This is a genomic window from Enterobacter sichuanensis (genome assembly GCF_002939185.1).
Taxonomy (GTDB): Bacteria; Pseudomonadota; Gammaproteobacteria; order Enterobacterales; family Enterobacteriaceae; genus Enterobacter; species Enterobacter sichuanensis.
In genome coordinates this window covers 1-23933 of the sequence record NZ_POVL01000046.1, presented here as the reverse complement: position 1 = coordinate 23933, position 23933 = coordinate 1, and the positions used below count along the sequence as shown (strand labels likewise).

At 51.2% G+C, this 23933-nt stretch carries 42 protein-coding genes; 36 read left to right on the top strand and 6 right to left on the bottom strand.

All coding sequences use genetic code 11. From position 1 onward, the window contains the following. Position 1 precedes the first annotated feature (1 nt). From rplC to C5687_RS18300, 30 genes are all read left to right on the top strand, one after another. A complete protein-coding gene (gene rplC / locus C5687_RS18445) occupies positions 2-631 on the top strand; it encodes a 50S ribosomal protein L3 (RefSeq protein ID WP_003863274.1) in 630 nt (209 codons plus the stop codon). A gap of 10 nt (positions 632-641) precedes the next feature. Next, a complete protein-coding gene (rplD, locus tag C5687_RS18440) occupies positions 642-1247 on the top strand; it encodes a 50S ribosomal protein L4 (RefSeq protein ID WP_000424395.1) in 606 nt (201 codons plus the stop codon). Next, the gene (gene rplW / locus C5687_RS18435; RefSeq protein ID WP_000617546.1) at positions 1244-1546 is read left to right on the top strand and encodes a 50S ribosomal protein L23; all 303 of its coding nucleotides are present in this window, start codon (positions 1244-1246) and stop codon (positions 1544-1546) included. Before rplD ends, rplW begins: the two co-directional genes overlap by 4 nt. A 17-nt stretch (positions 1547-1563) precedes the next feature. Continuing rightward, positions 1564-2385: a 50S ribosomal protein L2 gene (gene rplB, locus C5687_RS18430; RefSeq protein WP_008457150.1), complete on the top strand. Its 822-nt coding sequence runs from the start codon at positions 1564-1566 to the stop codon at positions 2383-2385. A 16-nt stretch (positions 2386-2401) separates the two neighbouring features. Next, positions 2402-2680 carry a 30S ribosomal protein S19 gene (rpsS, locus tag C5687_RS18425; RefSeq protein WP_001138117.1) on the top strand — a complete coding sequence of 93 codons (279 nt, stop codon included), beginning with the start codon at positions 2402-2404 and terminating at the stop codon, positions 2678-2680. Between the two features lie 14 nt (positions 2681-2694). Beyond that, complete coding sequence (gene rplV / locus C5687_RS18420; RefSeq protein ID WP_002919773.1) at positions 2695-3027, top strand: 50S ribosomal protein L22; 333 nt, start codon at positions 2695-2697, stop codon at positions 3025-3027. Between the two features lie 17 nt (positions 3028-3044). Then, a complete protein-coding gene (rpsC, locus tag C5687_RS18415; protein ID WP_000529945.1) occupies positions 3045-3746 on the top strand; it encodes a 30S ribosomal protein S3 in 702 nt (233 codons plus the stop codon). A gap of 12 nt (positions 3747-3758) precedes the next feature. Beyond that, the gene (gene rplP / locus C5687_RS18410; RefSeq protein WP_002919759.1) at positions 3759-4169 is read left to right on the top strand and encodes a 50S ribosomal protein L16; all 411 of its coding nucleotides are present in this window, start codon (positions 3759-3761) and stop codon (positions 4167-4169) included. After that, a complete protein-coding gene (gene rpmC, locus C5687_RS18405) occupies positions 4169-4360 on the top strand; it encodes a 50S ribosomal protein L29 (protein ID WP_013099027.1) in 192 nt (63 codons plus the stop codon). Before rplP ends, rpmC begins: the two co-directional genes overlap by 1 nt. Continuing rightward, on the top strand, positions 4360-4614 hold the full coding sequence (gene rpsQ, locus C5687_RS18400; RefSeq protein WP_008503489.1) for a 30S ribosomal protein S17: 255 nt from the start codon (positions 4360-4362) through the stop codon (positions 4612-4614). The genes rpmC and rpsQ overlap by 1 nt, the downstream gene beginning before the upstream one ends. 166 nt (positions 4615-4780) lie before the next feature. Beyond that, positions 4781-5152 carry a 50S ribosomal protein L14 gene (gene rplN, locus C5687_RS18395; RefSeq protein ID WP_002919748.1) on the top strand — a complete coding sequence of 124 codons (372 nt, stop codon included), beginning with the start codon at positions 4781-4783 and terminating at the stop codon, positions 5150-5152. A 10-nt stretch (positions 5153-5162) separates the two neighbouring features. Continuing rightward, positions 5163-5477, top strand: coding sequence for a 50S ribosomal protein L24 (gene rplX, locus C5687_RS18390; protein ID WP_003863287.1), 315 nt, complete (start codon positions 5163-5165; stop codon positions 5475-5477). A gap of 14 nt (positions 5478-5491) precedes the next feature. Further along, the gene (gene rplE, locus C5687_RS18385) at positions 5492-6031 is read left to right on the top strand and encodes a 50S ribosomal protein L5 (RefSeq protein ID WP_001096202.1); all 540 of its coding nucleotides are present in this window, start codon (positions 5492-5494) and stop codon (positions 6029-6031) included. A gap of 14 nt (positions 6032-6045) precedes the next feature. Beyond that, complete coding sequence (rpsN, locus tag C5687_RS18380) at positions 6046-6351, top strand: 30S ribosomal protein S14 (RefSeq protein ID WP_003863291.1); 306 nt, start codon at positions 6046-6048, stop codon at positions 6349-6351. A gap of 30 nt (positions 6352-6381) precedes the next feature. Continuing rightward, complete coding sequence (gene rpsH, locus C5687_RS18375) at positions 6382-6774, top strand: 30S ribosomal protein S8 (RefSeq protein ID WP_006178918.1); 393 nt, start codon at positions 6382-6384, stop codon at positions 6772-6774. 12 nt (positions 6775-6786) lie between these two features. Beyond that, positions 6787-7320 (top strand): 50S ribosomal protein L6, encoded by a 534-nt coding sequence (gene rplF / locus C5687_RS18370; RefSeq protein WP_003863296.1) that lies wholly within the window; start codon positions 6787-6789, stop codon positions 7318-7320. A 9-nt stretch (positions 7321-7329) separates the two neighbouring features. Continuing rightward, the gene (gene rplR / locus C5687_RS18365; protein ID WP_003863297.1) at positions 7330-7683 is read left to right on the top strand and encodes a 50S ribosomal protein L18; all 354 of its coding nucleotides are present in this window, start codon (positions 7330-7332) and stop codon (positions 7681-7683) included. 14 nt (positions 7684-7697) lie between these two features. Next, positions 7698-8198, top strand: coding sequence for a 30S ribosomal protein S5 (gene rpsE / locus C5687_RS18360; RefSeq protein ID WP_003863299.1), 501 nt, complete (start codon positions 7698-7700; stop codon positions 8196-8198). A 6-nt stretch (positions 8199-8204) separates the two neighbouring features. Beyond that, the gene (rpmD, locus tag C5687_RS18355) at positions 8205-8384 is read left to right on the top strand and encodes a 50S ribosomal protein L30 (protein WP_003863301.1); all 180 of its coding nucleotides are present in this window, start codon (positions 8205-8207) and stop codon (positions 8382-8384) included. Positions 8385-8387: 3 nt separating this feature from the next. Continuing rightward, positions 8388-8822 carry a 50S ribosomal protein L15 gene (gene rplO, locus C5687_RS18350; RefSeq protein WP_003863304.1) on the top strand — a complete coding sequence of 145 codons (435 nt, stop codon included), beginning with the start codon at positions 8388-8390 and terminating at the stop codon, positions 8820-8822. A gap of 7 nt (positions 8823-8829) precedes the next feature. Then, entirely contained in the window at positions 8830-10161 is a 1332-nt protein-coding gene (gene secY / locus C5687_RS18345) for a preprotein translocase subunit SecY (RefSeq protein ID WP_003863305.1), read from the top strand. 31 nt (positions 10162-10192) lie between these two features. Beyond that, positions 10193-10309, top strand: a complete 117-nt coding sequence (gene rpmJ / locus C5687_RS18340) for a 50S ribosomal protein L36 (RefSeq protein WP_000868187.1) — start codon at positions 10193-10195, stop codon at positions 10307-10309. Between the two features lie 146 nt (positions 10310-10455). After that, entirely contained in the window at positions 10456-10812 is a 357-nt protein-coding gene (rpsM, locus tag C5687_RS18335; RefSeq protein WP_008503488.1) for a 30S ribosomal protein S13, read from the top strand. Positions 10813-10828: 16 nt separating this feature from the next. After that, on the top strand, positions 10829-11218 hold the full coding sequence (gene rpsK, locus C5687_RS18330) for a 30S ribosomal protein S11 (protein ID WP_003863312.1): 390 nt from the start codon (positions 10829-10831) through the stop codon (positions 11216-11218). Positions 11219-11250: 32 nt separating this feature from the next. Continuing rightward, positions 11251-11871, top strand: coding sequence for a 30S ribosomal protein S4 (gene rpsD / locus C5687_RS18325; protein ID WP_004868345.1), 621 nt, complete (start codon positions 11251-11253; stop codon positions 11869-11871). A gap of 25 nt (positions 11872-11896) precedes the next feature. After that, a complete protein-coding gene (locus C5687_RS18320) occupies positions 11897-12886 on the top strand; it encodes a DNA-directed RNA polymerase subunit alpha (protein ID WP_002919219.1) in 990 nt (329 codons plus the stop codon). Between the two features lie 40 nt (positions 12887-12926). Next, a complete protein-coding gene (gene rplQ / locus C5687_RS18315; protein WP_001216368.1) occupies positions 12927-13310 on the top strand; it encodes a 50S ribosomal protein L17 in 384 nt (127 codons plus the stop codon). Positions 13311-13417: 107 nt separating this feature from the next. After that, a complete protein-coding gene (locus tag C5687_RS18310) occupies positions 13418-13786 on the top strand; it encodes a DnaJ family domain-containing protein (RefSeq protein WP_104557525.1) in 369 nt (122 codons plus the stop codon). A gap of 2 nt (positions 13787-13788) precedes the next feature. After that, complete coding sequence (gene zntR / locus C5687_RS18305; protein ID WP_025759212.1) at positions 13789-14214, top strand: Zn(2+)-responsive transcriptional regulator; 426 nt, start codon at positions 13789-13791, stop codon at positions 14212-14214. A gap of 57 nt (positions 14215-14271) precedes the next feature. Beyond that, positions 14272-14487: an alternative ribosome-rescue factor A gene (locus C5687_RS18300; protein WP_045286775.1), complete on the top strand. Its 216-nt coding sequence runs from the start codon at positions 14272-14274 to the stop codon at positions 14485-14487. Here C5687_RS18300 and mscL read toward each other — a convergent pair whose 3' ends face one another. The 5 genes from mscL to def all read right to left on the bottom strand — a co-directional run bounded on the left by mscL (position 14488) and on the right by def (position 19265). Beyond that, a complete protein-coding gene (gene mscL, locus C5687_RS18295; RefSeq protein ID WP_025759210.1) occupies positions 14488-14898 on the bottom strand; it encodes a large-conductance mechanosensitive channel protein MscL in 411 nt (136 codons plus the stop codon). Between the two features lie 146 nt (positions 14899-15044). Beyond that, positions 15045-16421 carry a Trk system potassium transporter TrkA gene (trkA, locus tag C5687_RS18290; RefSeq protein ID WP_025759209.1) on the bottom strand — a complete coding sequence of 459 codons (1377 nt, stop codon included), beginning with the start codon at positions 16419-16421 and terminating at the stop codon, positions 15045-15047. 22 nt (positions 16422-16443) lie between these two features. Continuing rightward, the gene (rsmB, locus tag C5687_RS18285) at positions 16444-17730 is read right to left on the bottom strand and encodes a 16S rRNA (cytosine(967)-C(5))-methyltransferase RsmB (protein WP_094919604.1); all 1287 of its coding nucleotides are present in this window, start codon (positions 17728-17730) and stop codon (positions 16444-16446) included. A 52-nt stretch (positions 17731-17782) separates the two neighbouring features. Further along, the gene (gene fmt / locus C5687_RS18280) at positions 17783-18730 is read right to left on the bottom strand and encodes a methionyl-tRNA formyltransferase (RefSeq protein WP_045286886.1); all 948 of its coding nucleotides are present in this window, start codon (positions 18728-18730) and stop codon (positions 17783-17785) included. 25 nt (positions 18731-18755) lie between these two features. Next, entirely contained in the window at positions 18756-19265 is a 510-nt protein-coding gene (gene def / locus C5687_RS18275) for a peptide deformylase (protein WP_025759205.1), read from the bottom strand. A 127-nt stretch (positions 19266-19392) separates the two neighbouring features. On the opposite strand from def, the gene dprA reads away from it, so the two are divergent. The 6 genes from dprA to C5687_RS18245 are packed head-to-tail and all read left to right on the top strand — an operon-like array spanning position 19393 to position 23176. Then, a complete protein-coding gene (gene dprA / locus C5687_RS18270) occupies positions 19393-20517 on the top strand; it encodes a DNA-protecting protein DprA (protein ID WP_095442120.1) in 1125 nt (374 codons plus the stop codon). Continuing rightward, the gene (gene smg, locus C5687_RS18265) at positions 20489-20962 is read left to right on the top strand and encodes a DUF494 family protein Smg (protein ID WP_008503477.1); all 474 of its coding nucleotides are present in this window, start codon (positions 20489-20491) and stop codon (positions 20960-20962) included. The genes dprA and smg overlap by 29 nt, the downstream gene beginning before the upstream one ends. A gap of 26 nt (positions 20963-20988) precedes the next feature. After that, a complete protein-coding gene (locus tag C5687_RS18260) occupies positions 20989-21543 on the top strand; it encodes a DNA topoisomerase family protein (protein ID WP_104557524.1) in 555 nt (184 codons plus the stop codon). Beyond that, positions 21536-22108 carry an L-threonylcarbamoyladenylate synthase type 1 TsaC gene (tsaC, locus tag C5687_RS18255; RefSeq protein ID WP_025759200.1) on the top strand — a complete coding sequence of 191 codons (573 nt, stop codon included), beginning with the start codon at positions 21536-21538 and terminating at the stop codon, positions 22106-22108. Before C5687_RS18260 ends, tsaC begins: the two co-directional genes overlap by 8 nt. Positions 22109-22112: 4 nt before the next feature. Next, positions 22113-22931 carry a shikimate dehydrogenase gene (gene aroE / locus C5687_RS18250; protein WP_104557523.1) on the top strand — a complete coding sequence of 273 codons (819 nt, stop codon included), beginning with the start codon at positions 22113-22115 and terminating at the stop codon, positions 22929-22931. Continuing rightward, positions 22928-23176, top strand: a complete 249-nt coding sequence (locus C5687_RS18245) for a DUF1488 family protein (RefSeq protein ID WP_094919583.1) — start codon at positions 22928-22930, stop codon at positions 23174-23176. The genes aroE and C5687_RS18245 overlap by 4 nt, the downstream gene beginning before the upstream one ends. Here C5687_RS18245 and C5687_RS18240 read toward each other — a convergent pair. After that, positions 23152-23706, bottom strand: coding sequence for a gamma carbonic anhydrase family protein (locus C5687_RS18240; protein ID WP_025759197.1), 555 nt, complete (start codon positions 23704-23706; stop codon positions 23152-23154). The genes C5687_RS18245 and C5687_RS18240 overlap by 25 nt on opposite strands. Between the last annotated feature and the right edge of the window lie 227 nt (positions 23707-23933).

The window sequence follows — 23933 nt, the reverse complement described above, 5'->3', positions numbered from 1 at the left end:
AATGATTGGTTTAGTCGGTAAAAAAGTGGGTATGACTCGCATCTTCACTGAAGATGGCGTTTCTATCCCAGTAACCGTAATCGAAGTTGAAGCAAACCGCGTTACTCAGGTTAAAGATCTGGCTAACGATGGCTACCGCGCTATTCAGGTTACCACTGGTGCTAAAAAAGCTAACCGTGTAACCAAACCAGAAGCGGGTCACTTCGCTAAAGCTGGCGTAGAAGCTGGCCGTGGTCTGTGGGAATTCCGTCTTGCTGAAGGCGAAGAGTTCACCGTAGGTCAGGACATTAGCGTTGAGCTGTTTGCTGACGTTAAAAAAGTTGACGTAACCGGTACCTCTAAAGGTAAAGGTTTTGCTGGTACCGTTAAGCGCTGGAACTTCCGTACCCAGGACGCTACTCACGGTAACTCCTTGTCTCACCGCGTTCCGGGTTCTATCGGTCAGAACCAGACTCCGGGCAAAGTGTTCAAAGGCAAGAAAATGGCAGGTCAGCTGGGCAACGAACGTGTAACCGTTCAGAGCCTGGACGTAGTACGTGTTGACGCTGAGCGCAACCTGCTGCTGGTTAAAGGTGCGGTCCCGGGTGCAACCGGTAGCGACCTGATCGTTAAACCAGCTGTGAAGGCGTAAGGGGATAGCAATGGAATTAGTATTGAAAGACGCGCAGAGCGCGCTGACTGTTTCCGAAACTACCTTCGGTCGTGATTTCAACGAAGCGCTGGTTCACCAGGTTGTTGTTGCTTATGCAGCTGGTGCTCGTCAGGGTACTCGTGCTCAGAAGACTCGTGCTGAAGTAACTGGTTCTGGCAAAAAGCCATGGCGCCAGAAAGGTACCGGCCGTGCGCGTTCAGGTTCTATCAAGAGCCCGATCTGGCGTTCAGGTGGCGTGACCTTCGCTGCGCGTCCACAGGACCACAGTCAAAAAGTTAACAAAAAGATGTACCGCGGCGCGCTGAAAAGCATCCTGTCCGAACTGGTACGTCAGGATCGTCTGATCGTTGTCGAGAAGTTCTCTGTAGAAGCGCCTAAAACTAAGCTGCTGGCACAGAAACTGAAAGACATGGCTCTGGAAGATGTGCTGATCATCACCGGTGAGCTGGACGAGAACCTGTTCCTGGCCGCACGTAACCTGCACAAGGTTGACGTACGCGATGCGACTGGTATCGACCCGGTTAGCCTGATCGCCTTCGACAAAGTCGTAATGACTGCTGATGCTGTTAAGCAAGTTGAGGAGATGCTGGCATGATTCGTGAAGAACGTCTGCTGAAGGTGCTTCGCGCACCGCACGTTTCTGAAAAAGCGTCTACTGCGATGGAAAAAACAAACACCATCGTTCTCAAAGTTGCTAAAGACGCGACCAAAGCAGAGATCAAAGCTGCTGTGCAGAAACTGTTTGAAGTCGAAGTCGAAGTCGTTAACACCCTGGTAGTTAAAGGGAAAGTTAAACGTCACGGACAGCGTATCGGTCGTCGTAGCGACTGGAAAAAAGCTTACGTCACCCTGAAAGAAGGCCAGAATCTGGACTTCGTTGGCGGCGCTGAGTAAGTCGGAGGAGTAATACAATGGCAGTTGTTAAATGTAAACCGACATCTCCGGGTCGTCGCCACGTAGTTAAAGTGGTTAACCCTGAGCTGCACAAGGGCAAACCTTTTGCTCCGTTGCTGGAAAAAAACAGCAAATCCGGTGGTCGTAACAACAATGGCCGTATCACCACTCGTCACATCGGTGGTGGCCACAAGCAGGCTTATCGTATTGTTGACTTCAAACGCAACAAAGACGGTATCCCAGCAGTTGTTGAACGTCTTGAGTACGATCCGAACCGTTCCGCGAACATCGCGCTGGTTCTGTACAAAGACGGCGAACGCCGTTACATCCTGGCCCCTAAAGGCCTGAAAGCTGGCGACCAGATTCAGTCTGGCGTTGATGCTGCAATCAAAGCAGGCAACACCCTGCCGATGCGCAATATCCCGGTTGGTTCTACCGTTCATAACGTAGAAATGAAACCAGGTAAAGGCGGTCAGCTGGCGCGTTCCGCGGGTACTTACGTTCAGATCGTTGCGCGTGACGGTGCTTATGTCACCCTGCGTCTGCGTTCTGGTGAAATGCGTAAAGTCGAAGCAGACTGCCGCGCTACTCTGGGCGAAGTTGGCAATGCTGAGCATATGCTGCGCGTTCTGGGTAAAGCAGGTGCTGCACGCTGGCGTGGTGTTCGTCCTACCGTTCGCGGTACTGCGATGAACCCAGTCGACCACCCACATGGTGGTGGTGAAGGTCGTAACTTTGGTAAGCACCCGGTATCTCCGTGGGGCGTTCAGACCAAAGGTAAGAAGACCCGCAGCAACAAGCGTACTGATAAATTTATCGTACGTCGCCGTAGCAAATAATTTTAGAGGATAAGCCATGCCACGTTCTCTCAAGAAAGGTCCTTTTATTGACCTGCACTTGCTGAAGAAGGTAGAGAAAGCGGTGGAAAGCGGAGACAAGAAGCCCCTGCGCACTTGGTCCCGTCGTTCAACGATCTTTCCTAACATGATCGGTTTGACCATCGCTGTCCATAATGGTCGTCAGCACGTTCCAGTCTTTGTTACCGACGAAATGGTTGGTCACAAACTGGGTGAATTCGCACCGACTCGTACTTATCGCGGCCACGCTGCTGATAAAAAAGCGAAGAAGAAATAAGGTAGGAGGAAGAGATGGAAACTTTAGCTCAACATCGCCATGCTCGTTCTTCTGCTCAGAAGGTTCGCCTTGTTGCTGACCTGATTCGCGGTAAGAAAGTGTCGCAGGCCCTGGACATCCTGACCTATACCAACAAGAAAGCTGCGGTATTGGTCAAGAAAGTACTGGAATCTGCCATTGCTAACGCTGAACACAACGATGGCGCTGACATCGACGATCTGAAAGTTGCGAAAATTTTCGTAGATGAAGGCCCAAGCATGAAGCGCATTATGCCGCGTGCGAAAGGTCGTGCAGATCGCATCCTGAAGCGCACCAGCCACATTACTGTGGTTGTGTCCGATCGCTGAGACTCTGGAGACTAGCAATGGGTCAGAAAGTACATCCTAATGGTATTCGCCTGGGTATTGTAAAACCATGGAACTCTACCTGGTTTGCGAACACCAAAGAATTCGCTGACAACCTGGACAGCGATTTTAAAGTACGTCAGTACCTGACTAAGGAACTGGCTAAAGCGTCTGTATCTCGTATCGTTATCGAGCGTCCAGCTAAGAGCATCCGTGTGACTATTCACACTGCTCGTCCTGGCATCGTTATCGGTAAGAAAGGCGAAGACGTAGAAAAACTGCGCAAGGTCGTAGCGGATATCGCTGGCGTTCCTGCACAGATCAATATCGCTGAAGTTCGTAAGCCTGAACTGGACGCTAAATTGGTTGCTGACAGCATCACTTCTCAGCTGGAACGTCGTGTTATGTTCCGTCGTGCTATGAAGCGTGCTGTACAGAACGCAATGCGTCTGGGCGCTAAAGGTATCAAAGTTGAAGTTAGCGGCCGTCTGGGCGGCGCGGAAATCGCACGTACCGAATGGTACCGTGAAGGTCGCGTACCGCTGCACACTCTGCGTGCTGACATCGACTACAACACCTCTGAAGCGCACACCACTTACGGTGTAATCGGCGTTAAGGTATGGATCTTCAAAGGTGAGATCCTGGGTGGTATGGCTGCTGTTGAACAACCGGAAAAACCGGCTGCTCAACCTAAAAAGCAGCAGCGTAAAGGCCGTAAATAAGGAGCGTCGCTGATGTTACAACCAAAGCGTACAAAATTCCGTAAAGTGCACAAAGGCCGCAACCGTGGTCTGGCGCAGGGTACGGATGTTAGCTTCGGCACTTTCGGTCTGAAAGCTGTTGGCCGTGGTCGTCTGACTGCACGTCAGATCGAAGCAGCACGTCGTGCAATGACCCGTGCAGTTAAGCGTCAAGGTAAGATCTGGATCCGTGTATTCCCGGACAAACCGATCACCGAGAAGCCGCTGGAAGTTCGTATGGGTAAAGGTAAAGGTAACGTGGAGTACTGGGTTGCCTTGATCCAACCGGGCAAAGTCCTGTATGAAATGGACGGTGTTCCGGAAGAGCTGGCCCGTGAAGCCTTCGGCCTGGCAGCAGCGAAACTGCCTATCAAAACCACCTTTGTAACTAAGACGGTGATGTAATGAAAGCAAAAGAGCTGCGTGAAAAGAGCGTTGAAGAGCTGAACGCTGAGCTGCTGAACCTGCTGCGTGAGCAGTTCAACCTGCGTATGCAGGCTGCAAGTGGCCAGCTGCAACAGACTCACCTGCTGAAGCAAGTGCGTCGCAATGTTGCACGCGTTAAGACTTTACTGACTGAGAAGGCGGGTGCGTAATGACCGATAAAATCCGTACTCTGCAAGGTCGTGTTGTTAGCGACAAAATGGAGAAATCCATCGTTGTTGCTATCGAACGCATTGTGAAACACCCGATCTACGGTAAATTCATCAAGCGTACGACCAAACTGCACGTACATGACGAGAACAACGAATGTGGTATCGGCGACAAGGTTGAAATCCGTGAATGCCGTCCACTGTCCAAGACTAAGTCCTGGACGCTGGTTCGCGTTGTAGAGAAAGCGGTTCTGTAATACAGTACGCGTTCTCAATACGAATAAACGGCTCAGCGATGAGCCGTTTATTTTTTCTACCCATATTGCAGAAGCGGTGTTATAATGCCGCGCCCTCGATATGGGGCTTTTTAACGGCTCTGATTTTAGAGTCTCAGGTAGTAGTTGACATTAGCGGAGCACTAAAATGATCCAAGAACAGACTATGCTGAACGTCGCCGACAACTCCGGTGCACGTCGCGTAATGTGTATCAAGGTTCTGGGTGGCTCGCACCGTCGCTACGCAGGCGTAGGCGACATCATCAAGATCACCATCAAGGAAGCAATTCCACGTGGTAAGGTCAAAAAAGGTGATGTGCTGAAGGCGGTAGTGGTGCGCACCAAGAAGGGTGTTCGTCGCCCTGACGGTTCTGTCATTCGCTTCGATGGTAATGCATGCGTTATTTTAAACAATAACAGCGAGCAGCCTATCGGCACGCGTATCTTTGGGCCGGTAACTCGTGAACTTCGTACTGAGAAGTTCATGAAAATTATCTCTCTGGCACCAGAAGTACTCTAAGGAGCGAATCATGGCAGCGAAAATCCGTCGTGATGACGAAGTTATCGTGTTAACCGGTAAAGATAAAGGTAAACGCGGTAAAGTGAAAAATGTTCTGTCTTCCGGCAAACTCGTCGTTGAAGGTATCAACCTGGTTAAGAAACATCAGAAGCCGGTTCCGGCCCTGAACCAACCAGGCGGCATCGTTGAAAAAGAAGCTGCTATTCAGGTTTCTAACGTTGCAATCTTCAATGCGGCTACCGGCAAGGCTGACCGTGTAGGCTTTAGATTCGAAGACGGTAAAAAAGTCCGTTTCTTCAAGTCTAACAGCGAAACTATCAAGTAATTTGGAGTAGTACGATGGCGAAACTGCATGATTACTACAAAGACGAAGTAGTTAAGAAACTCATGACTGAGTTTAACTACAATTCTGTCATGCAAGTCCCTCGGGTCGAGAAGATCACCCTGAACATGGGTGTTGGTGAAGCGATCGCTGACAAGAAACTGCTGGATAACGCAGCAGCTGACCTGACAGCAATCTCCGGTCAAAAACCGCTGATCACCAAAGCACGCAAATCAGTTGCAGGCTTCAAAATCCGTCAGGGCTATCCGATCGGCTGTAAAGTAACTCTGCGTGGCGAACGCATGTGGGAGTTCTTTGAGCGCCTGATCACTATTGCTGTTCCACGTATCCGTGACTTCCGTGGCTTGTCCGCTAAGTCTTTCGACGGTCGTGGTAACTACAGCATGGGTGTCCGTGAGCAGATCATCTTCCCAGAAATCGACTACGATAAAGTCGACCGCGTGCGTGGTTTGGATATTACCATTACCACTACTGCGAAATCTGATGAAGAAGGCCGTGCTCTGCTGGCTGCCTTTGACTTCCCGTTCCGCAAGTAAGGTAGGGTTACTGAATGGCTAAGCAATCAATGAAAGCACGCGAAGTAAAGCGCGTAGCTTTAGCTGATAAATTCTTCGCTAAACGCGCTGAACTGAAAGCGATCATTTCTGATGTGAACGCTTCCGACGAAGATCGTTGGAATGCGGTTCTCAAGCTGCAGTCTCTGCCGCGTGATTCCAGCCCGTCTCGTCAGCGTAACCGCTGTCGTCAAACAGGTCGTCCACATGGTTATGTGGGCAAGTTTGGGTTGAGCCGTATCAAACTGCGTGAAGCCGCTATGCGCGGTGAAGTGCCAGGCTTGAAAAAGGCTAGCTGGTAATTACCAATTGAATCACGGGAGTAAAGACAGATGAGCATGCAAGATCCGATCGCGGATATGCTGACCCGTATCCGTAACGGTCAGGCCGCGAACAAAGTTGCGGTCACCATGCCTTCCGCCAAGCTGAAAGTGGCAATTGCCAACGTGCTGAAGGAAGAAGGTTTTATCGAAGATTTTAAAGTTGAAGGCGACACCAAGCCGGAACTGGAACTTACTCTCAAGTATTTCCAGGGTAAAGCTGTTGTAGAAAGCATTCAGCGTGTCAGCCGCCCAGGCCTGCGCATCTATAAGAAAAAAGATGAGCTGCCAAAAGTTATGGCTGGTCTTGGTATCGCAGTTGTTTCTACCTCTAAAGGTGTTATGACTGATCGTGCAGCGCGCCAGGCTGGTCTTGGTGGCGAAATTATCTGCTACGTAGCCTAATCGGAGGAAAGAATGTCTCGTGTTGCTAAAGCACCGGTCGTTATTCCTGCCGGCGTTGATGTAAAAATCGACGGTCAGGTTATTACGATCAAAGGTAAAAACGGCGAGCTGACTCGTACCCTCAACAAAGCTGTTGAAGTTAAACATGCAGATAACGCTCTGACCTTCGGTCCACGTGATGGTTTCGTGGATGGTTGGGCTCAGGCTGGTACCGCGCGTGCCCTGCTGAACTCAATGGTTGTTGGTGTTACCGAAGGCTTCACTAAAAAGCTTCAGCTGGTTGGTGTAGGTTATCGTGCAGCTATCAAAGGGAATGCAGTAGGCCTGTCTCTGGGCTTCTCACACCCTGTTGAGCATCCGCTGCCGGCCGGTATCACTGCAGAATGCCCGACTCAAACTGAAATCGTGCTGAAAGGCGCTGATAAACAGCTGATCGGTCAGGTTGCAGCAGATCTGCGCGCCTACCGTCGTCCTGAGCCTTACAAAGGCAAGGGTGTTCGTTACGCCGACGAAGTCGTGCGTACCAAAGAGGCTAAGAAGAAGTAAGGTAACACTATGGATAAGAAATCTGCTCGTATCCGTCGTGCGACCCGCGCACGCCGCAAGCTCAAAGAGCTGGGTGCAACTCGCCTGGTGGTACATCGTACACCGCGTCATATTTACGCACAGGTAATTGCTCCGAACGGTTCTGAAGTTCTGGTAGCTGCTTCTACTGTAGAAAAAGCTATCTCAGAACAATTGAAGTACACCGGTAACAAAGACGCCGCTGCAGCTGTAGGTAAAGCTGTTGCTGAACGCGCTCTGGAAAAAGGCATCAGCAATGTTTCCTTTGACCGTTCCGGGTTCCAATATCATGGTCGTGTCCAGGCACTGGCAGATGCTGCCCGTGAAGCTGGCCTTCAGTTCTAAGGTAGAGGTGTAAGATGGCTCACATCGAAAAACAGGCTGGCGAACTGCAGGAAAAGCTGATCGCGGTAAACCGCGTATCTAAAACCGTTAAAGGTGGTCGTATTTTCTCCTTCACAGCTCTGACTGTAGTAGGCGATGGTAACGGTCGCGTTGGTTTTGGTTACGGTAAAGCGCGTGAAGTTCCAGCAGCGATCCAGAAAGCGATGGAAAAAGCCCGTCGCAACATGATTAACGTCGCGCTGAACAACGGCACCCTGCAGCACCCTGTAAAAGGTGTTCACACGGGTTCTCGTGTATTCATGCAGCCAGCTTCAGAAGGTACCGGTATCATCGCCGGTGGTGCAATGCGCGCCGTTCTGGAAGTTGCTGGGGTTCATAACGTTCTGGCTAAAGCATATGGTTCCACCAACCCGATCAACGTGGTTCGTGCAACTATTGATGGCCTGGAAAATATGAATTCTCCAGAAATGGTCGCTGCCAAGCGTGGTAAATCCGTTGAAGAAATTCTGGGGTAATTGACCATGGCAAAGACTATTAAAATCACTCAAACCCGCAGTGCAATCGGTCGTCTGCCGAAACACAAGGCAACGCTGCTTGGCCTGGGTCTGCGTCGTATTGGTCATACCGTTGAGCGCGAGGATACTCCTGCTGTTCGTGGTATGGTCAACGCGGTTTACTTCATGGTTAAAGTTGAGGAGTAAGAGATGCGTTTAAATACTCTGTCTCCGGCCGAAGGCTCTAAAAAGGCGGGTAAACGCCTGGGTCGTGGTATCGGTTCTGGCCTCGGCAAAACCGGTGGTCGTGGTCACAAAGGTCAGAACTCTCGTTCTGGCGGTGGCGTACGTCGCGGTTTCGAGGGTGGCCAGATGCCACTGTACCGTCGTCTGCCGAAGTTCGGCTTCACCTCTCGCAAAGCAGCGATCACAGCGGAAATCCGTCTGTCTGACCTGGCGAAAGTTGAAGGCGGCGTTGTAGACCTGAACACGCTGAAAGCAGCTAACATTATCGGTATCCAGATCGAGTTCGCGAAAGTGATCCTGGCTGGTGAAGTGTCTACTCCGGTAACTGTTCGTGGCCTGCGTGTTACTAAAGGTGCTCGTGCTGCTATCGAAGCTGCTGGCGGTAAAATTGAGGAATAAGTAGCAGATGGCTAAGCAACCGGGATTAGATTTTCAAAGTGCCAAAGGTGGATTTGGCGAGCTGAAACGCAGACTGCTGTTTGTTATCGGCGCGCTGATTGTGTTCCGTATTGGCTCTTTTATTCCGATCCCTGGTATCGATGCCGCTGTACTTGCCAAACTGCTTGAGCAACAGCGAGGCACCATCATTGAAATGTTCAACATGTTCTCTGGTGGTGCTCTCAGCCGTGCTTCTATCTTTGCTCTGGGTATTATGCCGTACATTTCGGCATCAATTATTATCCAGCTGCTGACGGTCGTTCATCCGGCCCTGGCAGAGTTGAAGAAAGAAGGGGAGTCTGGACGTCGTAAGATTAGTCAGTACACCCGTTACGGTACTCTGGTGCTGGCAATATTCCAGTCGATCGGTATTGCTACCGGTCTTCCGAATATGCCTGGTATGCAGGGCCTGGTATTAAACCCAGGCTTTGCATTCTATTTCACCGCTGTTGTGAGTCTGGTCACAGGGACAATGTTCCTGATGTGGCTCGGCGAACAGATTACTGAGCGTGGTATCGGTAACGGTATCTCAATCATTATCTTCGCCGGTATTGTCGCGGGTCTCCCGCCAGCCATCGCCCATACTATCGAGCAAGCGCGTCAAGGCGACCTGCACTTCCTCCTGTTGCTGTTGGTTGCAGTATTAGTATTTGCAGTGACGTTCTTTGTTGTCTTCGTTGAACGTGGTCAACGCCGCATTGTGGTGAACTACGCTAAGCGTCAGCAAGGTCGTCGTGTCTATGCTGCACAGAGCACACATTTACCGCTGAAAGTGAATATGGCGGGGGTAATCCCGGCGATCTTCGCTTCCAGTATTATTCTGTTCCCGGCAACCATCGCGTCATGGTTCGGGGGCGGTACTGGTTGGAACTGGCTGACAACAATTTCGCTGTATTTGCAGCCTGGGCAACCACTTTATGTGTTACTCTATGCGTCTGCGATCATCTTCTTCTGTTTCTTCTACACGGCGTTGGTCTTCAACCCGCGTGAAACAGCAGATAACCTGAAGAAGTCCGGTGCATTTGTACCAGGAATTCGTCCGGGAGAGCAAACGGCGAAGTATATCGATAAAGTAATGACCCGCCTGACTTTGGTTGGTGCGCTCTATATTACTTTTATCTGCCTGATCCCGGAGTTCATGCGTGATGCAATGAAAGTACCGTTCTACTTCGGTGGGACCTCACTGCTTATCGTTGTTGTCGTGATTATGGACTTTATGGCTCAAGTGCAAACTCTGATGATGTCCAGTCAGTATGAGTCTGCATTGAAGAAGGCGAACCTGAAAGGCTACGGCCGCTAATTGGTCGCCTGAGAAGTTACGGAGAGTAAAAATGAAAGTTCGTGCTTCCGTCAAGAAATTATGCCGTAACTGCAAAATCGTTAAGCGTGATGGTGTCATCCGTGTGATTTGCAGTGCCGAGCCGAAGCATAAACAGCGCCAAGGCTGATTATTTCGCATATTTTTCTTGCAAAGTTGGGTTGAGCTGGCTAGATTAGCCAGCCAATCTTTTGTATGTCTGTACGTTTCCATTTGAGTATCCTGAAAACGGGCTTTTCAGCATGGTGCGTACATATTAAATAGTAGGAGTGCATAGTGGCCCGTATAGCAGGCATTAACATTCCTGATCAGAAACATGCTGTGATCGCATTAACTTCGATCTACGGCATCGGCAAGACCCGTTCTAAAGCCATTCTGGCTGCAGCGGGTATCGCTGAAGATGTTAAGATCAGTGAGCTGTCTGAAGAACAAATCGACACGCTGCGTGACGAAGTTGCCAAATTTGTCGTTGAAGGTGATCTGCGCCGTGAAATCAGCATGAGCATCAAGCGCCTGATGGATCTTGGTTGCTATCGCGGTTTGCGTCATCGTCGTGGTCTGCCAGTGCGCGGTCAGCGTACTAAGACCAACGCACGTACCCGTAAGGGTCCGCGCAAACCGATCAAGAAATAATCGGGGTGATTGAATAATGGCAAAGGCACCAGTTCGTGCACGTAAACGTGTAAGAAAACAAGTCTCTGACGGCGTGGCTCATATCCATGCTTCTTTCAACAACACCATCGTTACTATTACTGATCGTCAGGGTAACGCATTGGGTTGGGCAACAGCCGGTGGTTCCGGTTTCCGTGGTTCTCGCAAATCCACTCCGTTCGCAGCTCAGGTTGCAGCAGAGCGTTGCGCAGAAGCCGTAAAAGAATACGGCATCAAGAATCTGGAAGTTATGGTTAAAGGTCCGGGTCCGGGTCGTGAATCTACTGTTCGCGCTCTGAACGCCGCTGGTTTCCGCATCACTAATATTACTGATGTGACTCCGATCCCTCATAACGGTTGTCGTCCGCCGAAAAAACGTCGCGTATAACGCTCGTTTTTTAGGTTAGTTGGAGATAGAAAATGGCAAGATATTTGGGTCCTAAGCTCAAGCTGAGCCGTCGTGAGGGCACCGACTTATTCCTTAAGTCTGGCGTTCGCGCGATCGATACCAAGTGTAAAATTGAACAAGCTCCTGGCCAGCACGGTGCGCGTAAACCGCGTCTGTCTGACTATGGTGTGCAGTTGCGTGAAAAGCAAAAAGTTCGCCGTATGTACGGTGTGCTGGAGCGTCAGTTCCGTAACTACTATAAAGAAGCAGCACGTCTGAAAGGCAACACAGGTGAAAACCTGCTGGCTCTGCTGGAAGGTCGTCTGGACAACGTTGTATACCGTATGGGCTTCGGCGCTACTCGTGCTGAATCACGTCAGCTGGTTAGCCACAAAGCAATCATGGTAAACGGTCGTGTTGTTAACATCGCTTCTTATCAGGTTAAAGCGAATGACGTTGTTAGCATTCGTGAGAAAGCGAAAAAGCAATCTCGCGTGAAGGCCGCTCTGGAGCTGGCTGAGCAGCGTGAAAAGCCAACCTGGCTGGAAGTTGATGCTGGCAAGATGGAAGGTACGTTCAAGCGTCAGCCAGAACGTTCTGATCTGTCTGCGGACATTAACGAACACCTGATCGTCGAGCTTTACTCCAAGTAAAGCTTAGTACCAAAGAGAGGACACAATGCAGGGTTCTGTGACAGAGTTTCTAAAACCGCGCCTGGTAGATATCGAGCAAGTGAGTTCGACGCACGCCAAGGTGACCCTTGAGCCTTTAGAGCGTGGCTTTGGCCATACTCTGGGTAACGCACTGCGCCGTATTCTGCTCTCATCGATGCCGGGTTGCGCGGTGACCGAGGTTGAGATTGATGGTGTACTTCATGAGTACAGCACCAAAGAAGGCGTTCAGGAAGATATCCTTGAAATCCTGCTCAACCTGAAAGGGCTGGCGGTGAGAGTTCAGGGTAAAGATGAAGTTATTCTTACTCTGAATAAATCTGGCATTGGCCCTGTGACTGCAGCCGACATCACCCACGACGGTGATGTTGAAATCGTCAAGCCGCAGCACGTGATCTGCCACCTGACCGATGAGAACGCAGCTATTAGCATGCGTATCAAAGTTCAGCGCGGTCGTGGTTATGTGCCGGCTTCTGCCCGAATTCATTCGGAAGAAGATGAGCGCCCAATCGGCCGTCTGCTGGTCGACGCATGCTACAGCCCTGTAGAGCGTATTGCCTACAATGTTGAAGCAGCGCGTGTAGAACAGCGTACCGACCTGGACAAGCTGGTCATCGAAATGGAAACCAACGGCACAATCGATCCTGAAGAGGCGATTCGTCGTGCGGCAACCATCCTGGCAGAACAACTGGAAGCTTTCGTTGACTTACGTGATGTTCGTCAGCCGGAAGTGAAAGAAGAGAAACCAGAATTCGATCCGATCCTGCTGCGCCCTGTTGACGATCTCGAATTGACTGTCCGCTCTGCTAACTGCCTCAAGGCAGAAGCTATCCACTATATCGGTGATCTGGTACAGCGTACCGAGGTTGAGTTGCTGAAAACGCCGAACCTGGGTAAAAAATCTCTTACCGAGATTAAAGACGTGCTGGCTTCACGTGGTCTGTCTCTGGGCATGCGCCTGGAAAACTGGCCACCGGCAAGCATTGCTGACGAGTAACCGGATCACAGGTTAAGGTTTTACTGAGAAGGATAAGGTCATGCGCCATCGTAAGAGTGGTCGTCAACTGAACCGCAACAGCAGCCATCGCCAGGCTATGTTCCGCAACATGGCAGGTTCACTGGTTCGTCATGAAATCATCAAGACGACCCTGCCTAAAGCGAAAGAGCTGCGTCGCGTAGTTGAGCCGCTGATTACTCTTGCCAAGACTGACAGCGTTGCTAATCGTCGTCTGGCATTCGCCCGCACTCGTGATAACGAGATCGTGGCAAAACTGTTTAACGAGCTGGGCCCGCGTTTCGCGAGCCGTGCCGGTGGTTACACTCGTATTCTGAAGTGTGGTTTCCGTGCAGGCGACAACGCGCCGATGGCTTACATCGAGCTGGTTGATCGTTCAGAGAAAGCAGAAGCTGCTGCAGAGTAATCTGCAGTAACGTAAAAAAACCCGCTCCGGCGGGTTTTTTTATATCCGCGATACCCCCACTTCTCTACAATGTTTGTATTAATTCTGTTCATCCCCTGGAGCTGATAATGTGGTTGCTTGACCAGTGGGCAGAACGCCATATTTGCGATGCCCAAAAGAAAGGCGAATTCGACGATCTTCCGGGAAGCGGCGAACCACTTGTGCTGGATGATGATTCACACATTGCCCCGGAACTAAGGGCCGGATATCGGTTACTGAAAAATGCAGGTTGTCTTCCCCCGGAGCTTGAACAACGCAGAGAGGCTGTCGAAATGGCCGATCTCCTCAAAGGGATCCATCAGGACGATCCTCGACACGCTGAACTTAGCCGCAGGCTCGCGCTGCTTGAACTCAAGCTGCGCCAGGCAGGGATAAATACAGATTTTCTGCGCGGTGAATACAGTGAAAGATTGATGCAGAAAATAAACGAGGAGTAGCTATGTACCGCATTGGTGAACTTGCGAAGCTCGCGAACGTCACGCCGGATACTATCCGGTATTATGAAAAGCAGCAGATGATCGATCATGAAGTTCGGACTGAAGGTGGCTTTCGCCTTTACACCGATAACGATCTTCAGCGCCTGCGGTTCATTCGTTATGCGCGTCAGCTCGGCTTTACGCTGGACGCGATCCGGGAATTATTATCGATCCGCATCGATCCCGAACATCACACCTGTCAGGAATCTAAAAGTATTGTGCAGGCTCGGCTGGATGAAGTTGAAGCGCGCATTCAGGAGCTGCAAACCATGCAGCGTTCTCTGCAGAGGCTGAATGATGCCTGCTGCGGTACGGCCCACAGCAGTATTTATTGTTCAATTCTTGAAGCCCTTGAACAGGGTGCCAGTGGAGAAACTGAGGGCTGTTGATTTTTAGTCCATCCGGGTCTAGACTCCCGTCGTCATTCACCATGCTCAGGAGAAATTATGAGCCGCTATCAGCACACGAAAGGACAAATTAAGGACAATGCCATTGAGGCGTTACTTCACGACCCGTTATTCAGACAGCGTGTTGAGAAGAATAAAAAAGGGAAAGGAAGTTATCTGCGCAAAGATAAACATGCAAAACGGGGTAACTGGGAGGCCAGTGGCAAACAAGCGAATCGCTTCTTTACCACTGGCCTTCCCGCTTTAAGCTGTTGATTAAACGCGGTTGTTCTGCTCTTTTAACAGATCGCGAATCTCACTCAGCAGCACTTCTTCTTTCGTTGGTGCAGGCGCTGCTGCCGGCTCTTCTTTTTTACGGTTGAGTTTGTTGATCAGTTTTATAGCCATAAAAATGGCAAATGCGACGATCACAAAATCAAATACGTTCTGAATAAATACGCCGTAGTGCATCACGACTGCCGGAACATCACCTTGTGCTTCACGCAGCGTGAAAGCGAATTGTTTGAAATCAATGCCCCCGATTAACAACCCTAAAGGTGGCATGATAATGTCGGCGACTAATGATGAAACAATCTTGCCGAATGCTGCACCAATAATGACACCCACTGCCAAATCCACCACGTTCCCGCGCATTGCAAATTCGCGGAATTCTTTAATAAAACTCATTTTATTCTCCTTGTGCCAGCTGACGACTATAAGTTTAACAAATGATTAGCTAATTGCCATTCGGGATAATTAAACGCTATGAAAAATAAAAGGCACAAAAATGAAGAGGATAAAGTGCTGGTGCGCTTTTTCACGCACCCGACACATTAGAGGAAGAATGGACTTGGCTGGAACAAACGTTCGACGTCGGTAATAAACTTTTTATCGGTCAGGAACATAATCACATGATCGCCTTGCTCAATACGTAAATTATCATTGGCAATCATGACATCATTCCCGCGCACAACGGCGCCGATAATAGTGCCTGGTGGCAGCTTAATTTCGTCGATCGAACGGCCCACGACGCGAGATGTGGTTTCATCTCCGTGTGCGACCGCTTCAATGGCTTCCGCTACGCCGCGACGAAGCGATGACACACCGACAATATCCGCTTTACGAACATGGCTCAGGAGGGCGGAAATTGTCGCCTGCTGAGGAGAAATAGCAATATCAATCACACTTCCCTGAACCAGATCAACATATGCCCGGCGCTGGATTAGCACCATGACCTTTTTGGCACCCATACGTTTGGCGAGCATGGCGGACATAATATTCGCCTCGTCGTCGTTGGTGACAGCAATAAAGAGATCAACTTGATCAATATGCTCTTCAGCCAGCAACTCCTGATCTGACGCATCGCCATAAAATACGATCGTATTTTGCAGTTTTTCCGCCAGTTCAGCAGCACGCTGTTGATCGCGCTCGATCAACTTCACGCTGTAATCTTTTTCCAGTCGATGTGCCAGACCAGCACCGATATTGCCACCGCCGACCAGCATAATGCGTTTATAGGGTTTTTCCAGCCGCTGAAGCTCACTCATCACCGCACGAATATGCTGTGAGGCTGCAATAAAGAAGACCTCATCACCAGCCTCGACAATTGTTGAGCCTTGCGGGCGAATAGGTCTGTCGTGGCGGAAGATGGCCGCTACGCGCGTATCGATATGCGGCATATGCTCGCGCATGGTGGAAAGCGCATTACCGATCAGTGGCCCACCGTAATAGGCCTTGACGACTGCCAGACTCACTTTACCTTCGGCAAAGTTGACCACCTGCAGAGCGCCTGGATATTCGATCAGACGATAGATATTGTCGATGACCAGCTGTTCTGGCGCGATAAGATGATCAATAGGGACCGCTTCTGAATTAAACAGTTTTTCCGCATCGCGAACATAGTCCGGTGAGCGGATACGCGCGATTCGGTTTGGCGTGTTGAAAAGTGAGTAGGCCACCTGACAGGCCACCATATTGGTTTCGTCAGAACTGGTCACCGCAACCAGCATGTCGGCATCGTCGGCACCCGCCTCACGAAGCACGCGCGGGTGCGAACCATGTCCCTGCACAACACGCAGGTCAAATTTGTCCTGTAAAACGCGCAGGCGATCGCCATTGGTATCAACAATGGTGATGTCATTATTTTCGCCAACCAGATTTTCTGCCAGCGTCCCGCCAACCTGTCCTGCACCCAGAATGATAATCTTCATATTCCGTGACCTGTTCTCAACATCACTCTTTGATTAGCTTAGCGTAAAAGAAGCCATCACCCTCTTCTGCACCTGGCAGGTTCTGCTGACCCGGAGATTCAGATGTTCCCGTATCGCGCAGTGCCGCGTCCGGGGTACGTTTGATGAACGCCGCGATTTGCTGACTGTTTTCTTCCGGAAGTATCGAGCAGGTTGCATAAACCAGCGTACCGCCAGGTTTAAGATGCGGCCAGATGGCGTCGAGAATATCGGACTGCAGTTGGGCAAGTTCCTTGATGTCACGGTCGCGGCGTAACCACTTGATGTCAGGATGACGACGAATAACGCCGGTCGCAGAGCAGGGGGCATCCAGCAAAATGCGATCGAATTGTGTTTCACCACACCATTCTGCCGGTTTACGTCCATCGCCTTGCTTAACCTGTGCCTTCATGCCCAGACGCTTAAGGTTGTCATAGACGCGTGAAAGACGCTGTTCATCAACATCTACCGCCATCACGCTGGCCTGTGGAGCCACTTCAAGAATATGCGTCGTTTTGCCCCCAGGTGCAGCGCACAAATCGAGGATCTGTTCACCATTTTTGGGTTCAAGCCAGGTCATACAGCCCTGAGCAGAGGCATCCTGTACTGTTACCCAGCCCTTATCAAAGCCGGGTAATGCATGTACGGGTGCTGGGGACGCTAAACGCACCGCATCAGGATAAGCATCATGGGTAAAGCCGCTCATCCCTGCCTCTTCCAGCAAAGCCAGCCAGGCATCGCGAGAATGATGGTTACGATTCACACGTAACCACATCGGCGGACGTTCATTATTGGCTTCGACAATATTTTGCCACTGTTGTGGCCAGGCTTTTTTCAGGCGCTTCAGCAGCCATTCCGGGTGCAGGAAACGCGTTTCGCTCTGGGCAAATTCCGCCAGCAGTTCGTCCTGCTGTCGCTGGAACTGACGCAGTACGCCGTTGATCAGCCCTTTCAGCTGAGGGCGTTTAATTGTAACGGCACCTTCCACCGTCTCTGCCAGCGCGGCATGAGGTGGGATACGGGTATGAAGGAGCTGATAAAAGCCCACCATAATCAAATAATGTACGGTACGCTGCTTGCCTGTCATTGGGCGTGACATTAGCTTATTAATCAACCACTCAAGTTGAGAGAGTGTGCGCAGGACGCCAAAGCAGAGCTCCTGAAGCAGAGCTTTGTCTTTATCAGAGACTTTTTGTTGCAGTGGAGGCAGGACATTACTCAATGACTGGCCCTGCTCGATAACCTGCTCAACGGCCTGAGCCGCCATACTGCGTAGATTGTGTTTTTTCATAACCGTAGAAATAAAAATGCCCGGAAACACCGGGCCTTAAGAAGAAGTTTGTTCAGGCAAGGCGATTGCCCGGAATAAACCATTCGCGACGGGAATTTAACAGATCCTGAGCGCTCATGGCTTTCTTACCGGCCGGCTGTAGCGATTCGAGATTCAGGATCCCTTGCGCAGTCGCCACCTGGATACCGTTCTTGCTGGCATCAATAATCGTACCGGGTTCAGCGGTGGTATTACCGTTAATGACGGAGGCTTTCCAGACTTTTACCGGCTGCCCATCAATCTCCATCCAGCTCATCGGCCACGGATTAAAAGCGCGAATGCAGCGTTCAAGTTGAGCGGCAGAGAGCGACCAGTCGAGCCGTGCTTCTTCTTTGCTCAGCTTTTCGGCATACGTCACCTGCGCCTCATCCTGAACTTCCGGTTTTGCCGTGGTGTCAGCAAGCTGCTGGAGCGTCTCGATAAGGCCTTGCGGACCGAGCTCTGCCAGCTTGTCATACAGTGTGCCGCTGGTATCGTCTGCTGTAATAGGGCAGGCCAGTTTATACAGCATATCGCCAGTGTCTAAACCTACATCCATCTTCATGATGGTGACGCCCGTTTCAGCATCACCCGCCCACAGAGCGCGCTGGATAGGTGCAGCACCACGCCAGCGCGGGAGCAGGGAACCATGCACGTTGATGCAACCCAGGCGAGGCATATCAAGCACAGCTTTTGGCAGAATTAAACCGTAAGCCACCACCACCATCACGTCGGCATTCAGGTCAGCAACAAGCTGCTGATTTTCCTGTGGGCGTAACGATGCGGGCTGGAAAACGGGAAGCCCATGCTCTTCTGCCAGTACCTTTACCGGGCTCGGCATCAGTTTTTTACCGCGACCTGCCGGACGGTCCGGCTGGGTAAAGACGCCAACAATCTGGTGACCAGAAGATAACAGCGCGTCAAGATGACGCGCTGCAAAGTCAGGGGTTCCCGCGAAGATAATGCGTAGTGTTTTAGACACGGTGATCCTTGTATCCGGGGGGATGTTATGCGCGAGAGCGCAAACGATCCAGTTTCTCTACTTTCTGACGAATACGCTGCTGTTTCAGCGGCGAGAGGTAATCGATAAACAGTTTACCGACCAGGTGATCCATCTCATGCTGAATACAAATCGCCAGCAGATCGTCTGCTTCCAGTTCGAACGGATTGCCATCGCGATCCAGTGCGCGAATTTTCACTTTTTCGGCACGAGGGACTAAAGCACGCTGTTCGGGAATGGACAGACAACCTTCCTCAATACCTGTCTCGCCGCTCTTTTCAAGCAGCTCTGGGTTGATCAGCACCAGACGACCATCGCGATTCTCAGAAACGTCGATCACGATAATACGCTTGTGAATGTTCACCTGCGTTGCCGCCAGACCAATGCCTTCTTCGGCGTACATGGTATCGAACATATCATCAACGATACGCTGGATTTCTGCATTCACTTCTTTGACCGGTTCAGCGACGATGCGAAGGCGCTCGTCCGGAATATGTAACACTTGCAAAACTGCCATAAATTTCCAGAGTCGTGTTCAGGAGTTGATAAGAATACTCTTTCTATTCTAGACAAATCCCCCATCGATTGACAGCATCAGTGACCAATCGCAATGATTGCGCAGGCCGCTTATGGCAGGGGAAAGGATGACGTCGACTGAAATATGGCTACGGCTAATACACACAGCTTCTCTGTATGGCGATGTCATGCTTGAAGCGGCTTCACAACTGCAGCAGCAGGAGAGGATCGATACGCTCGTTGTCAGAAAGGCCGGGCTGTCAGCCCGGCAGGCTGAACGGTTCTTTGCGCCAGAGGAGAGTGAGCTGGAGCGTAGCCTGAGGTGGCTTGAGCAGCCGGGACATCATTTATTGACGGCCAGTCATCCACTTTATCCCCCTTTGCTCCGCGCGATCCCTGATTATCCCGGGGCGCTATTCGTGAAAGGCAATCCCGAGACGCTTAATACTGTGCAGCTGGCGGTCGTCGGGAGCCGTGCACCGTCATGGTACGGCGAGCGATGGGGGAAAATCCTGTGCGAACAACTTTCACAAAGCGGGCTCACGATCACCAGCGGGCTGGCCTGCGGGATTGACGGCGTTGCCCACAGCGCAGCCCTGTCAGTAAAAGGCCGAAGTGTCGCCGTGCTGGGAAACGGTCTTTTTAGCATTTATCCGCGCCGGCATCAGGCACTGGCGATGCGGCTTATCGAATCTGACGGCGCGATTGTCTCTGAATTTCCCCTTTCGGCGCTGCCCAGACCGGCAAACTTTCCGCGTCGTAATCGGATTATCAGCGGGCTGAGTCAGGGCGTGCTGGTGGTTGAAGCGGCACGCCGCAGCGGGTCGCTGGTGACGGCACGGTGCGCGCTTGAACAGGGAAGGGACGTTTTTGCCTTGCCCGGCCCGATAGGTAACCCCGGCTGTGAAGGGCCACACTGGCTGATTAAACAAGGGGCAACACCGGTAACGGAAGTAGGGGACATTCTTGAAAATTTGCAATATGGCTTGCAATGGCTGCAGGAAGATCCCGAAAAGCGACATTATTCATCAGATCAGGGAAAGGTGGCATTGCCATTTCCCAAGCTCCTGGCTAACGTAGGAGATGAGGTAACACCTGTTGACGTTGTCGCTGAACGTGCCGGCCAACCTGTGCCAGTAACGGTAGCACAGCTACTCGAACTGGAGTTAGCAGGGTGGATCGCAGCTGTACCCGGCGGCTATGTCCGATTAAGGAGGGCATGCCATGTTCGACGTACTGATGTATTTGTTTGAGACTTACATCCATAACGAAGCAGAAATGCGAGTGGATCAGGACAAGTTGACACAGGATCTTACCGATGCGGGGTTTGAGCGGGAAGACATCTATAATGCGTTGATGTGGCTGGAAAAACTGGCTGATTATCAGGAAGGCCTTGCCGAACCGATGCAGCTTGCTTCTGACCCACTGTCCGTACGCATCTATACCGCTGAAGAGTGTGAAAGGCTGGACGCCAGCTGCCGGGGGTTCATTTTATTCCTTGAGCAGATTCAGGTGTTAAACCTCGAAACGAGAGAAATGGTGATAGAGCGCGTCATGGCGCTGGATACGGCAGAATTTGAACTGGAAGATCTCAAGTGGGTGATCCTGATGGTTCTGTTTAATATCCCGGGCTGTGAAAATGCCTATCAGCAAATGGAAGAATTACTCTTTGAAGTGAATGAAGGTATGCTGCACTAATTCAATGCGCAGCACCAAGAGTTGTTATGGCCAAATCAGCACTGTTCACGGTGCATAAAAATGAGCCCTGCCCGCAGTGCGGGGCTGAACTTGTTATTCGGTCCGGGAAACACGGCCCGTTTCTCGGTTGTTCCCACTATCCGGAATGTGATTATGTTCGTCCTCTGAAAAGCCAGGCGGATGGACATATCGTTAAAATTCTGGAGGGTCAGCTTTGCCCTCTCTGCGGCGGCGAACTTGCGCTCCGTCAGGGGCGTTTCGGCATGTTTATTGGATGTAGCCGTTATCCGGAATGTGAACACACAGAGCAAATTGATAAGCCGGATGAAACGGCTATTGCCTGTCCTCAATGCCAGCGCGGACAACTGGTACAACGTCGTTCTCGCTTTGGGAAGACCTTCCATTCCTGCGATCGCTACCCTGAATGCCAGTTCGTTATCAATTTCAAACCGGTAGCGGGCATCTGCACATATTGCAATTATCCGCTACTTTTCGAGAAGAAAACGGCGCAAGGTATGAAACGCTTCTGCGCCAGTAAACAATGTGGAAAGCCGGTTTCGGCGGATAAAAACAGTGAATAATAACCTGCAATCAGGCTCCATTGCGCATATGGTGGATGTCCTGAAAAACGAAGACGTCATCGCCTATCCAACTGAAGCTGTTTTTGGGGTCGGTTGCGATCCCGACAGCGAGACGGCTGTGAGCCGCCTGCTTACCTTAAAACAAAGACCCGTCGAGAAAGGGCTGATTTTAATCGCTGCGAATTATGAGCAGCTTAAACCCTATATCGATGACTCTATGCTGACGCCGGCGCAGCGCGAGACGATCTTCTCCGCGTGGCCTGGGCCAGTGACCTTTGTCTTCCCGGCGCAGCCGACAACGCCGCGCTGGTTAACCGGACGCTTTGATTCCCTCGCCGTCCGCGTCACTGATCATCCGCTGGTGGTAGAGCTTTGCCTGGCATTTGGTAAACCGCTGGTTTCAACCAGCGCCAACCTGACCGGGTTGCCACCCTGTCGGACAACCGAAGAAGTACTGGCGCAGTTCGGAAATGACTTTCCTGTTGCTGTCGGTGAAACGGGAGGGCGCCTGAATCCGTCCGAAATTCGTGACGCTTTGACCGGCGAACGTTTTCGCCAGGGGTAATCTCATGGAAACCTATGCTGTTTTTGGTAACCCGATTGCACACAGTAAGTCGCCGTGGATCCATCAGCAATTTGCGGAGCAGCTGCAGATAGATCATCCCTATGGCCGCGTACTGGCCCCGGTGGATACATTTATTCCAACACTGGAGGCTTTTTTCGCCGCGGGCGGTAAAGGCGCGAATGTGACCGTTCCTTTTAAAGAGGAAGCCTTCGAACGTGCGGATGAGCTGACCGAGCGCGCTTCACTTGCTGGGGCAGTAAATACCCTGAAACGGCTTGAGGATGGGCGCCTTCTGGGTGAAAACACTGACGGAATTGGTTTACTAAGCGATCTGGAAAGACTCTCGTTTATCAAACCGGGATTTCGGATCCTGCTGATTGGTGCGGGGGGCGCATCGCGGGGAGTCCTGTTGCCTCTGCTTTCCCTGGACTGTGCGGTGACCATTACCAACAGGACCTTTTCCCGGGCAGAAGCGCTGGCGGCATTGTTTGCACATACCGGTAGCGTGAGTGCGGTAGCGCTTGATGATCTTGCCGATCGTGAGTTCGATCTTATTATCAATGCCACCTCCAGCGGTATCAACGGCGAGATCCCGGCCATCCCCGCTTCGCTGGTAAACGCGCATATGTACTTCTATGACATGTTCTATCAGAAAGGGAAGACGCCTTTCCTGAACTGGTGTGAACAACACGGCGCGAAGCATATCGCCGATGGGCTGGGAATGCTGGTGGGTCAGGCCGCGCATGCGGTGCTGCTCTGGCATGGCGTGTTGCCTGCAGTTGAGCCGGTGATTGAAAAGCTAAAGCAGGAGTTATCGGCGTGAATCAGGCCATTCACTTTCCGGACCGGGAGTTCTGGGATGAGGGTAAACAAGCGGTCTGTTTCCCGGTGCTGGTACAGGGGATGCAACTTACCTGCGCCATTTTGGGGGATACGCTGTTGCGTCGTTTTGGCGGTGCGGACCCGATAGCCGTATTTTGTGAAAATCGCTGGGATCTGGAAGAGGAAGCCAGCGATTTAATCCGCGAACAGCAGGAAGACGATCAGGGCTGGGTTTGGTTGTCCTGATTCAGGTAGTCATTCTTCCATTTTACGTAGTTGTTCGCTGAGTATTTTAATCCTTCGATCTCTGCCTCCTTAAGGGGGCGGATCTGTTTTACCGGGCTTCCCAGATAGAGATAGCCGCTCTCCAGTCGTTTGTTCTGCGGGACAAGGCTACCGGCACCAATCATTACGTCATCTTCTACTATGACGCCATCCAGCAGAATCGATCCCATGCCAACAAGCACCCGATTTCCGACAGTGCAGCCGTGAAGCATCACTTTATGGCCGACGGTAACATCTTCGCCAATGATGAGTGGATTGCCTTCCGGGTTATAAGAGGATTTGTGCGTGACATGCAGAACGCTACCGTCCTGAATATTGGTACGGGCGCCAATAGATACATAGTTTACATCTCCCCTGATGGCGACAAGCGGCCAGATGCTGACGTCGTCGGCCATTCGGACATCACCAATGACCACGCTGCTGGCGTCGATCATCACGCGATCGCCTTTTTGGGGGAACAGATCTTTATAAGGGCGTAATACTGCGGGCATATCTACCTCTAAGGATGAGCGCTATACACAAGACGGTGATCATATTATGGGATCGAGACAAGGCAAAATACGTCAATATTTAAACAAATCGGGTGGGATTTCAGCGAAAAGCACGGAAAATCAGCAGTCGGAAAAAAAGATCTAAAAAACACTTGTGCTAAAAATTGGGATCCCTATAATGCGCCTCCATCGACACGGCGGATGTGAATCACTTCACAAACAGCCCA

Bases quoted from the DNA above. Each gene is read 5' to 3' on its own strand.
- rplC (WP_003863274.1), top strand. From the start codon at position 2: ATGATTGGTTTAGTCGGTAAAAAAGTGGGTATGACTCGCATCTTCACT.
- rplD (WP_000424395.1), top strand. From the start codon at position 642: ATGGAATTAGTATTGAAAGACGCGCAGAGCGCGCTGACTGTTTCCGAA.
- rplW (WP_000617546.1), top strand. From the start codon at position 1,244: ATGATTCGTGAAGAACGTCTGCTGAAGGTGCTTCGCGCACCGCACGTT.
- rplB (WP_008457150.1), top strand. From the start codon at position 1,564: ATGGCAGTTGTTAAATGTAAACCGACATCTCCGGGTCGTCGCCACGTA.
- rpsS (WP_001138117.1), top strand. From the start codon at position 2,402: ATGCCACGTTCTCTCAAGAAAGGTCCTTTTATTGACCTGCACTTGCTG.
- rplV (WP_002919773.1), top strand. From the start codon at position 2,695: ATGGAAACTTTAGCTCAACATCGCCATGCTCGTTCTTCTGCTCAGAAG.
- rpsC (WP_000529945.1), top strand. From the start codon at position 3,045: ATGGGTCAGAAAGTACATCCTAATGGTATTCGCCTGGGTATTGTAAAA.
- rplP (WP_002919759.1), top strand. From the start codon at position 3,759: ATGTTACAACCAAAGCGTACAAAATTCCGTAAAGTGCACAAAGGCCGC.
- rpmC (WP_013099027.1), top strand. From the start codon at position 4,169: ATGAAAGCAAAAGAGCTGCGTGAAAAGAGCGTTGAAGAGCTGAACGCT.
- rpsQ (WP_008503489.1), top strand. From the start codon at position 4,360: ATGACCGATAAAATCCGTACTCTGCAAGGTCGTGTTGTTAGCGACAAA.
- rplN (WP_002919748.1), top strand. From the start codon at position 4,781: ATGATCCAAGAACAGACTATGCTGAACGTCGCCGACAACTCCGGTGCA.
- rplX (WP_003863287.1), top strand. From the start codon at position 5,163: ATGGCAGCGAAAATCCGTCGTGATGACGAAGTTATCGTGTTAACCGGT.
- rplE (WP_001096202.1), top strand. From the start codon at position 5,492: ATGGCGAAACTGCATGATTACTACAAAGACGAAGTAGTTAAGAAACTC.
- rpsN (WP_003863291.1), top strand. From the start codon at position 6,046: ATGGCTAAGCAATCAATGAAAGCACGCGAAGTAAAGCGCGTAGCTTTA.
- rpsH (WP_006178918.1), top strand. From the start codon at position 6,382: ATGAGCATGCAAGATCCGATCGCGGATATGCTGACCCGTATCCGTAAC.
- rplF (WP_003863296.1), top strand. From the start codon at position 6,787: ATGTCTCGTGTTGCTAAAGCACCGGTCGTTATTCCTGCCGGCGTTGAT.
- rplR (WP_003863297.1), top strand. From the start codon at position 7,330: ATGGATAAGAAATCTGCTCGTATCCGTCGTGCGACCCGCGCACGCCGC.
- rpsE (WP_003863299.1), top strand. From the start codon at position 7,698: ATGGCTCACATCGAAAAACAGGCTGGCGAACTGCAGGAAAAGCTGATC.
- rpmD (WP_003863301.1), top strand. From the start codon at position 8,205: ATGGCAAAGACTATTAAAATCACTCAAACCCGCAGTGCAATCGGTCGT.
- rplO (WP_003863304.1), top strand. From the start codon at position 8,388: ATGCGTTTAAATACTCTGTCTCCGGCCGAAGGCTCTAAAAAGGCGGGT.
- secY (WP_003863305.1), top strand. From the start codon at position 8,830: ATGGCTAAGCAACCGGGATTAGATTTTCAAAGTGCCAAAGGTGGATTT.
- rpmJ (WP_000868187.1), top strand. From the start codon at position 10,193: ATGAAAGTTCGTGCTTCCGTCAAGAAATTATGCCGTAACTGCAAAATC.
- rpsK (WP_003863312.1), top strand. From the start codon at position 10,829: ATGGCAAAGGCACCAGTTCGTGCACGTAAACGTGTAAGAAAACAAGTC.
- rpsD (WP_004868345.1), top strand. From the start codon at position 11,251: ATGGCAAGATATTTGGGTCCTAAGCTCAAGCTGAGCCGTCGTGAGGGC.
- C5687_RS18320 (WP_002919219.1), top strand. From the start codon at position 11,897: ATGCAGGGTTCTGTGACAGAGTTTCTAAAACCGCGCCTGGTAGATATC.
- rplQ (WP_001216368.1), top strand. From the start codon at position 12,927: ATGCGCCATCGTAAGAGTGGTCGTCAACTGAACCGCAACAGCAGCCAT.
- C5687_RS18310 (WP_104557525.1), top strand. From the start codon at position 13,418: ATGTGGTTGCTTGACCAGTGGGCAGAACGCCATATTTGCGATGCCCAA.
- zntR (WP_025759212.1), top strand. From the start codon at position 13,789: ATGTACCGCATTGGTGAACTTGCGAAGCTCGCGAACGTCACGCCGGAT.
- C5687_RS18300 (WP_045286775.1), top strand. From the start codon at position 14,272: ATGAGCCGCTATCAGCACACGAAAGGACAAATTAAGGACAATGCCATT.
- mscL (WP_025759210.1), bottom strand. From the start codon at position 14,898: ATGAGTTTTATTAAAGAATTCCGCGAATTTGCAATGCGCGGGAACGTG.
- trkA (WP_025759209.1), bottom strand. From the start codon at position 16,421: ATGAAGATTATCATTCTGGGTGCAGGACAGGTTGGCGGGACGCTGGCA.
- rsmB (WP_094919604.1), bottom strand. From the start codon at position 17,730: ATGAAAAAACACAATCTACGCAGTATGGCGGCTCAGGCCGTTGAGCAG.
- def (WP_025759205.1), bottom strand. From the start codon at position 19,265: ATGGCAGTTTTGCAAGTGTTACATATTCCGGACGAGCGCCTTCGCATC.
- dprA (WP_095442120.1), top strand. From the start codon at position 19,393: ATGACGTCGACTGAAATATGGCTACGGCTAATACACACAGCTTCTCTG.
- smg (WP_008503477.1), top strand. From the start codon at position 20,489: ATGTTCGACGTACTGATGTATTTGTTTGAGACTTACATCCATAACGAA.
- C5687_RS18260 (WP_104557524.1), top strand. From the start codon at position 20,989: ATGGCCAAATCAGCACTGTTCACGGTGCATAAAAATGAGCCCTGCCCG.
- aroE (WP_104557523.1), top strand. From the start codon at position 22,113: ATGGAAACCTATGCTGTTTTTGGTAACCCGATTGCACACAGTAAGTCG.
- C5687_RS18240 (WP_025759197.1), bottom strand. From the start codon at position 23,706: ATGCCCGCAGTATTACGCCCTTATAAAGATCTGTTCCCCCAAAAAGGC.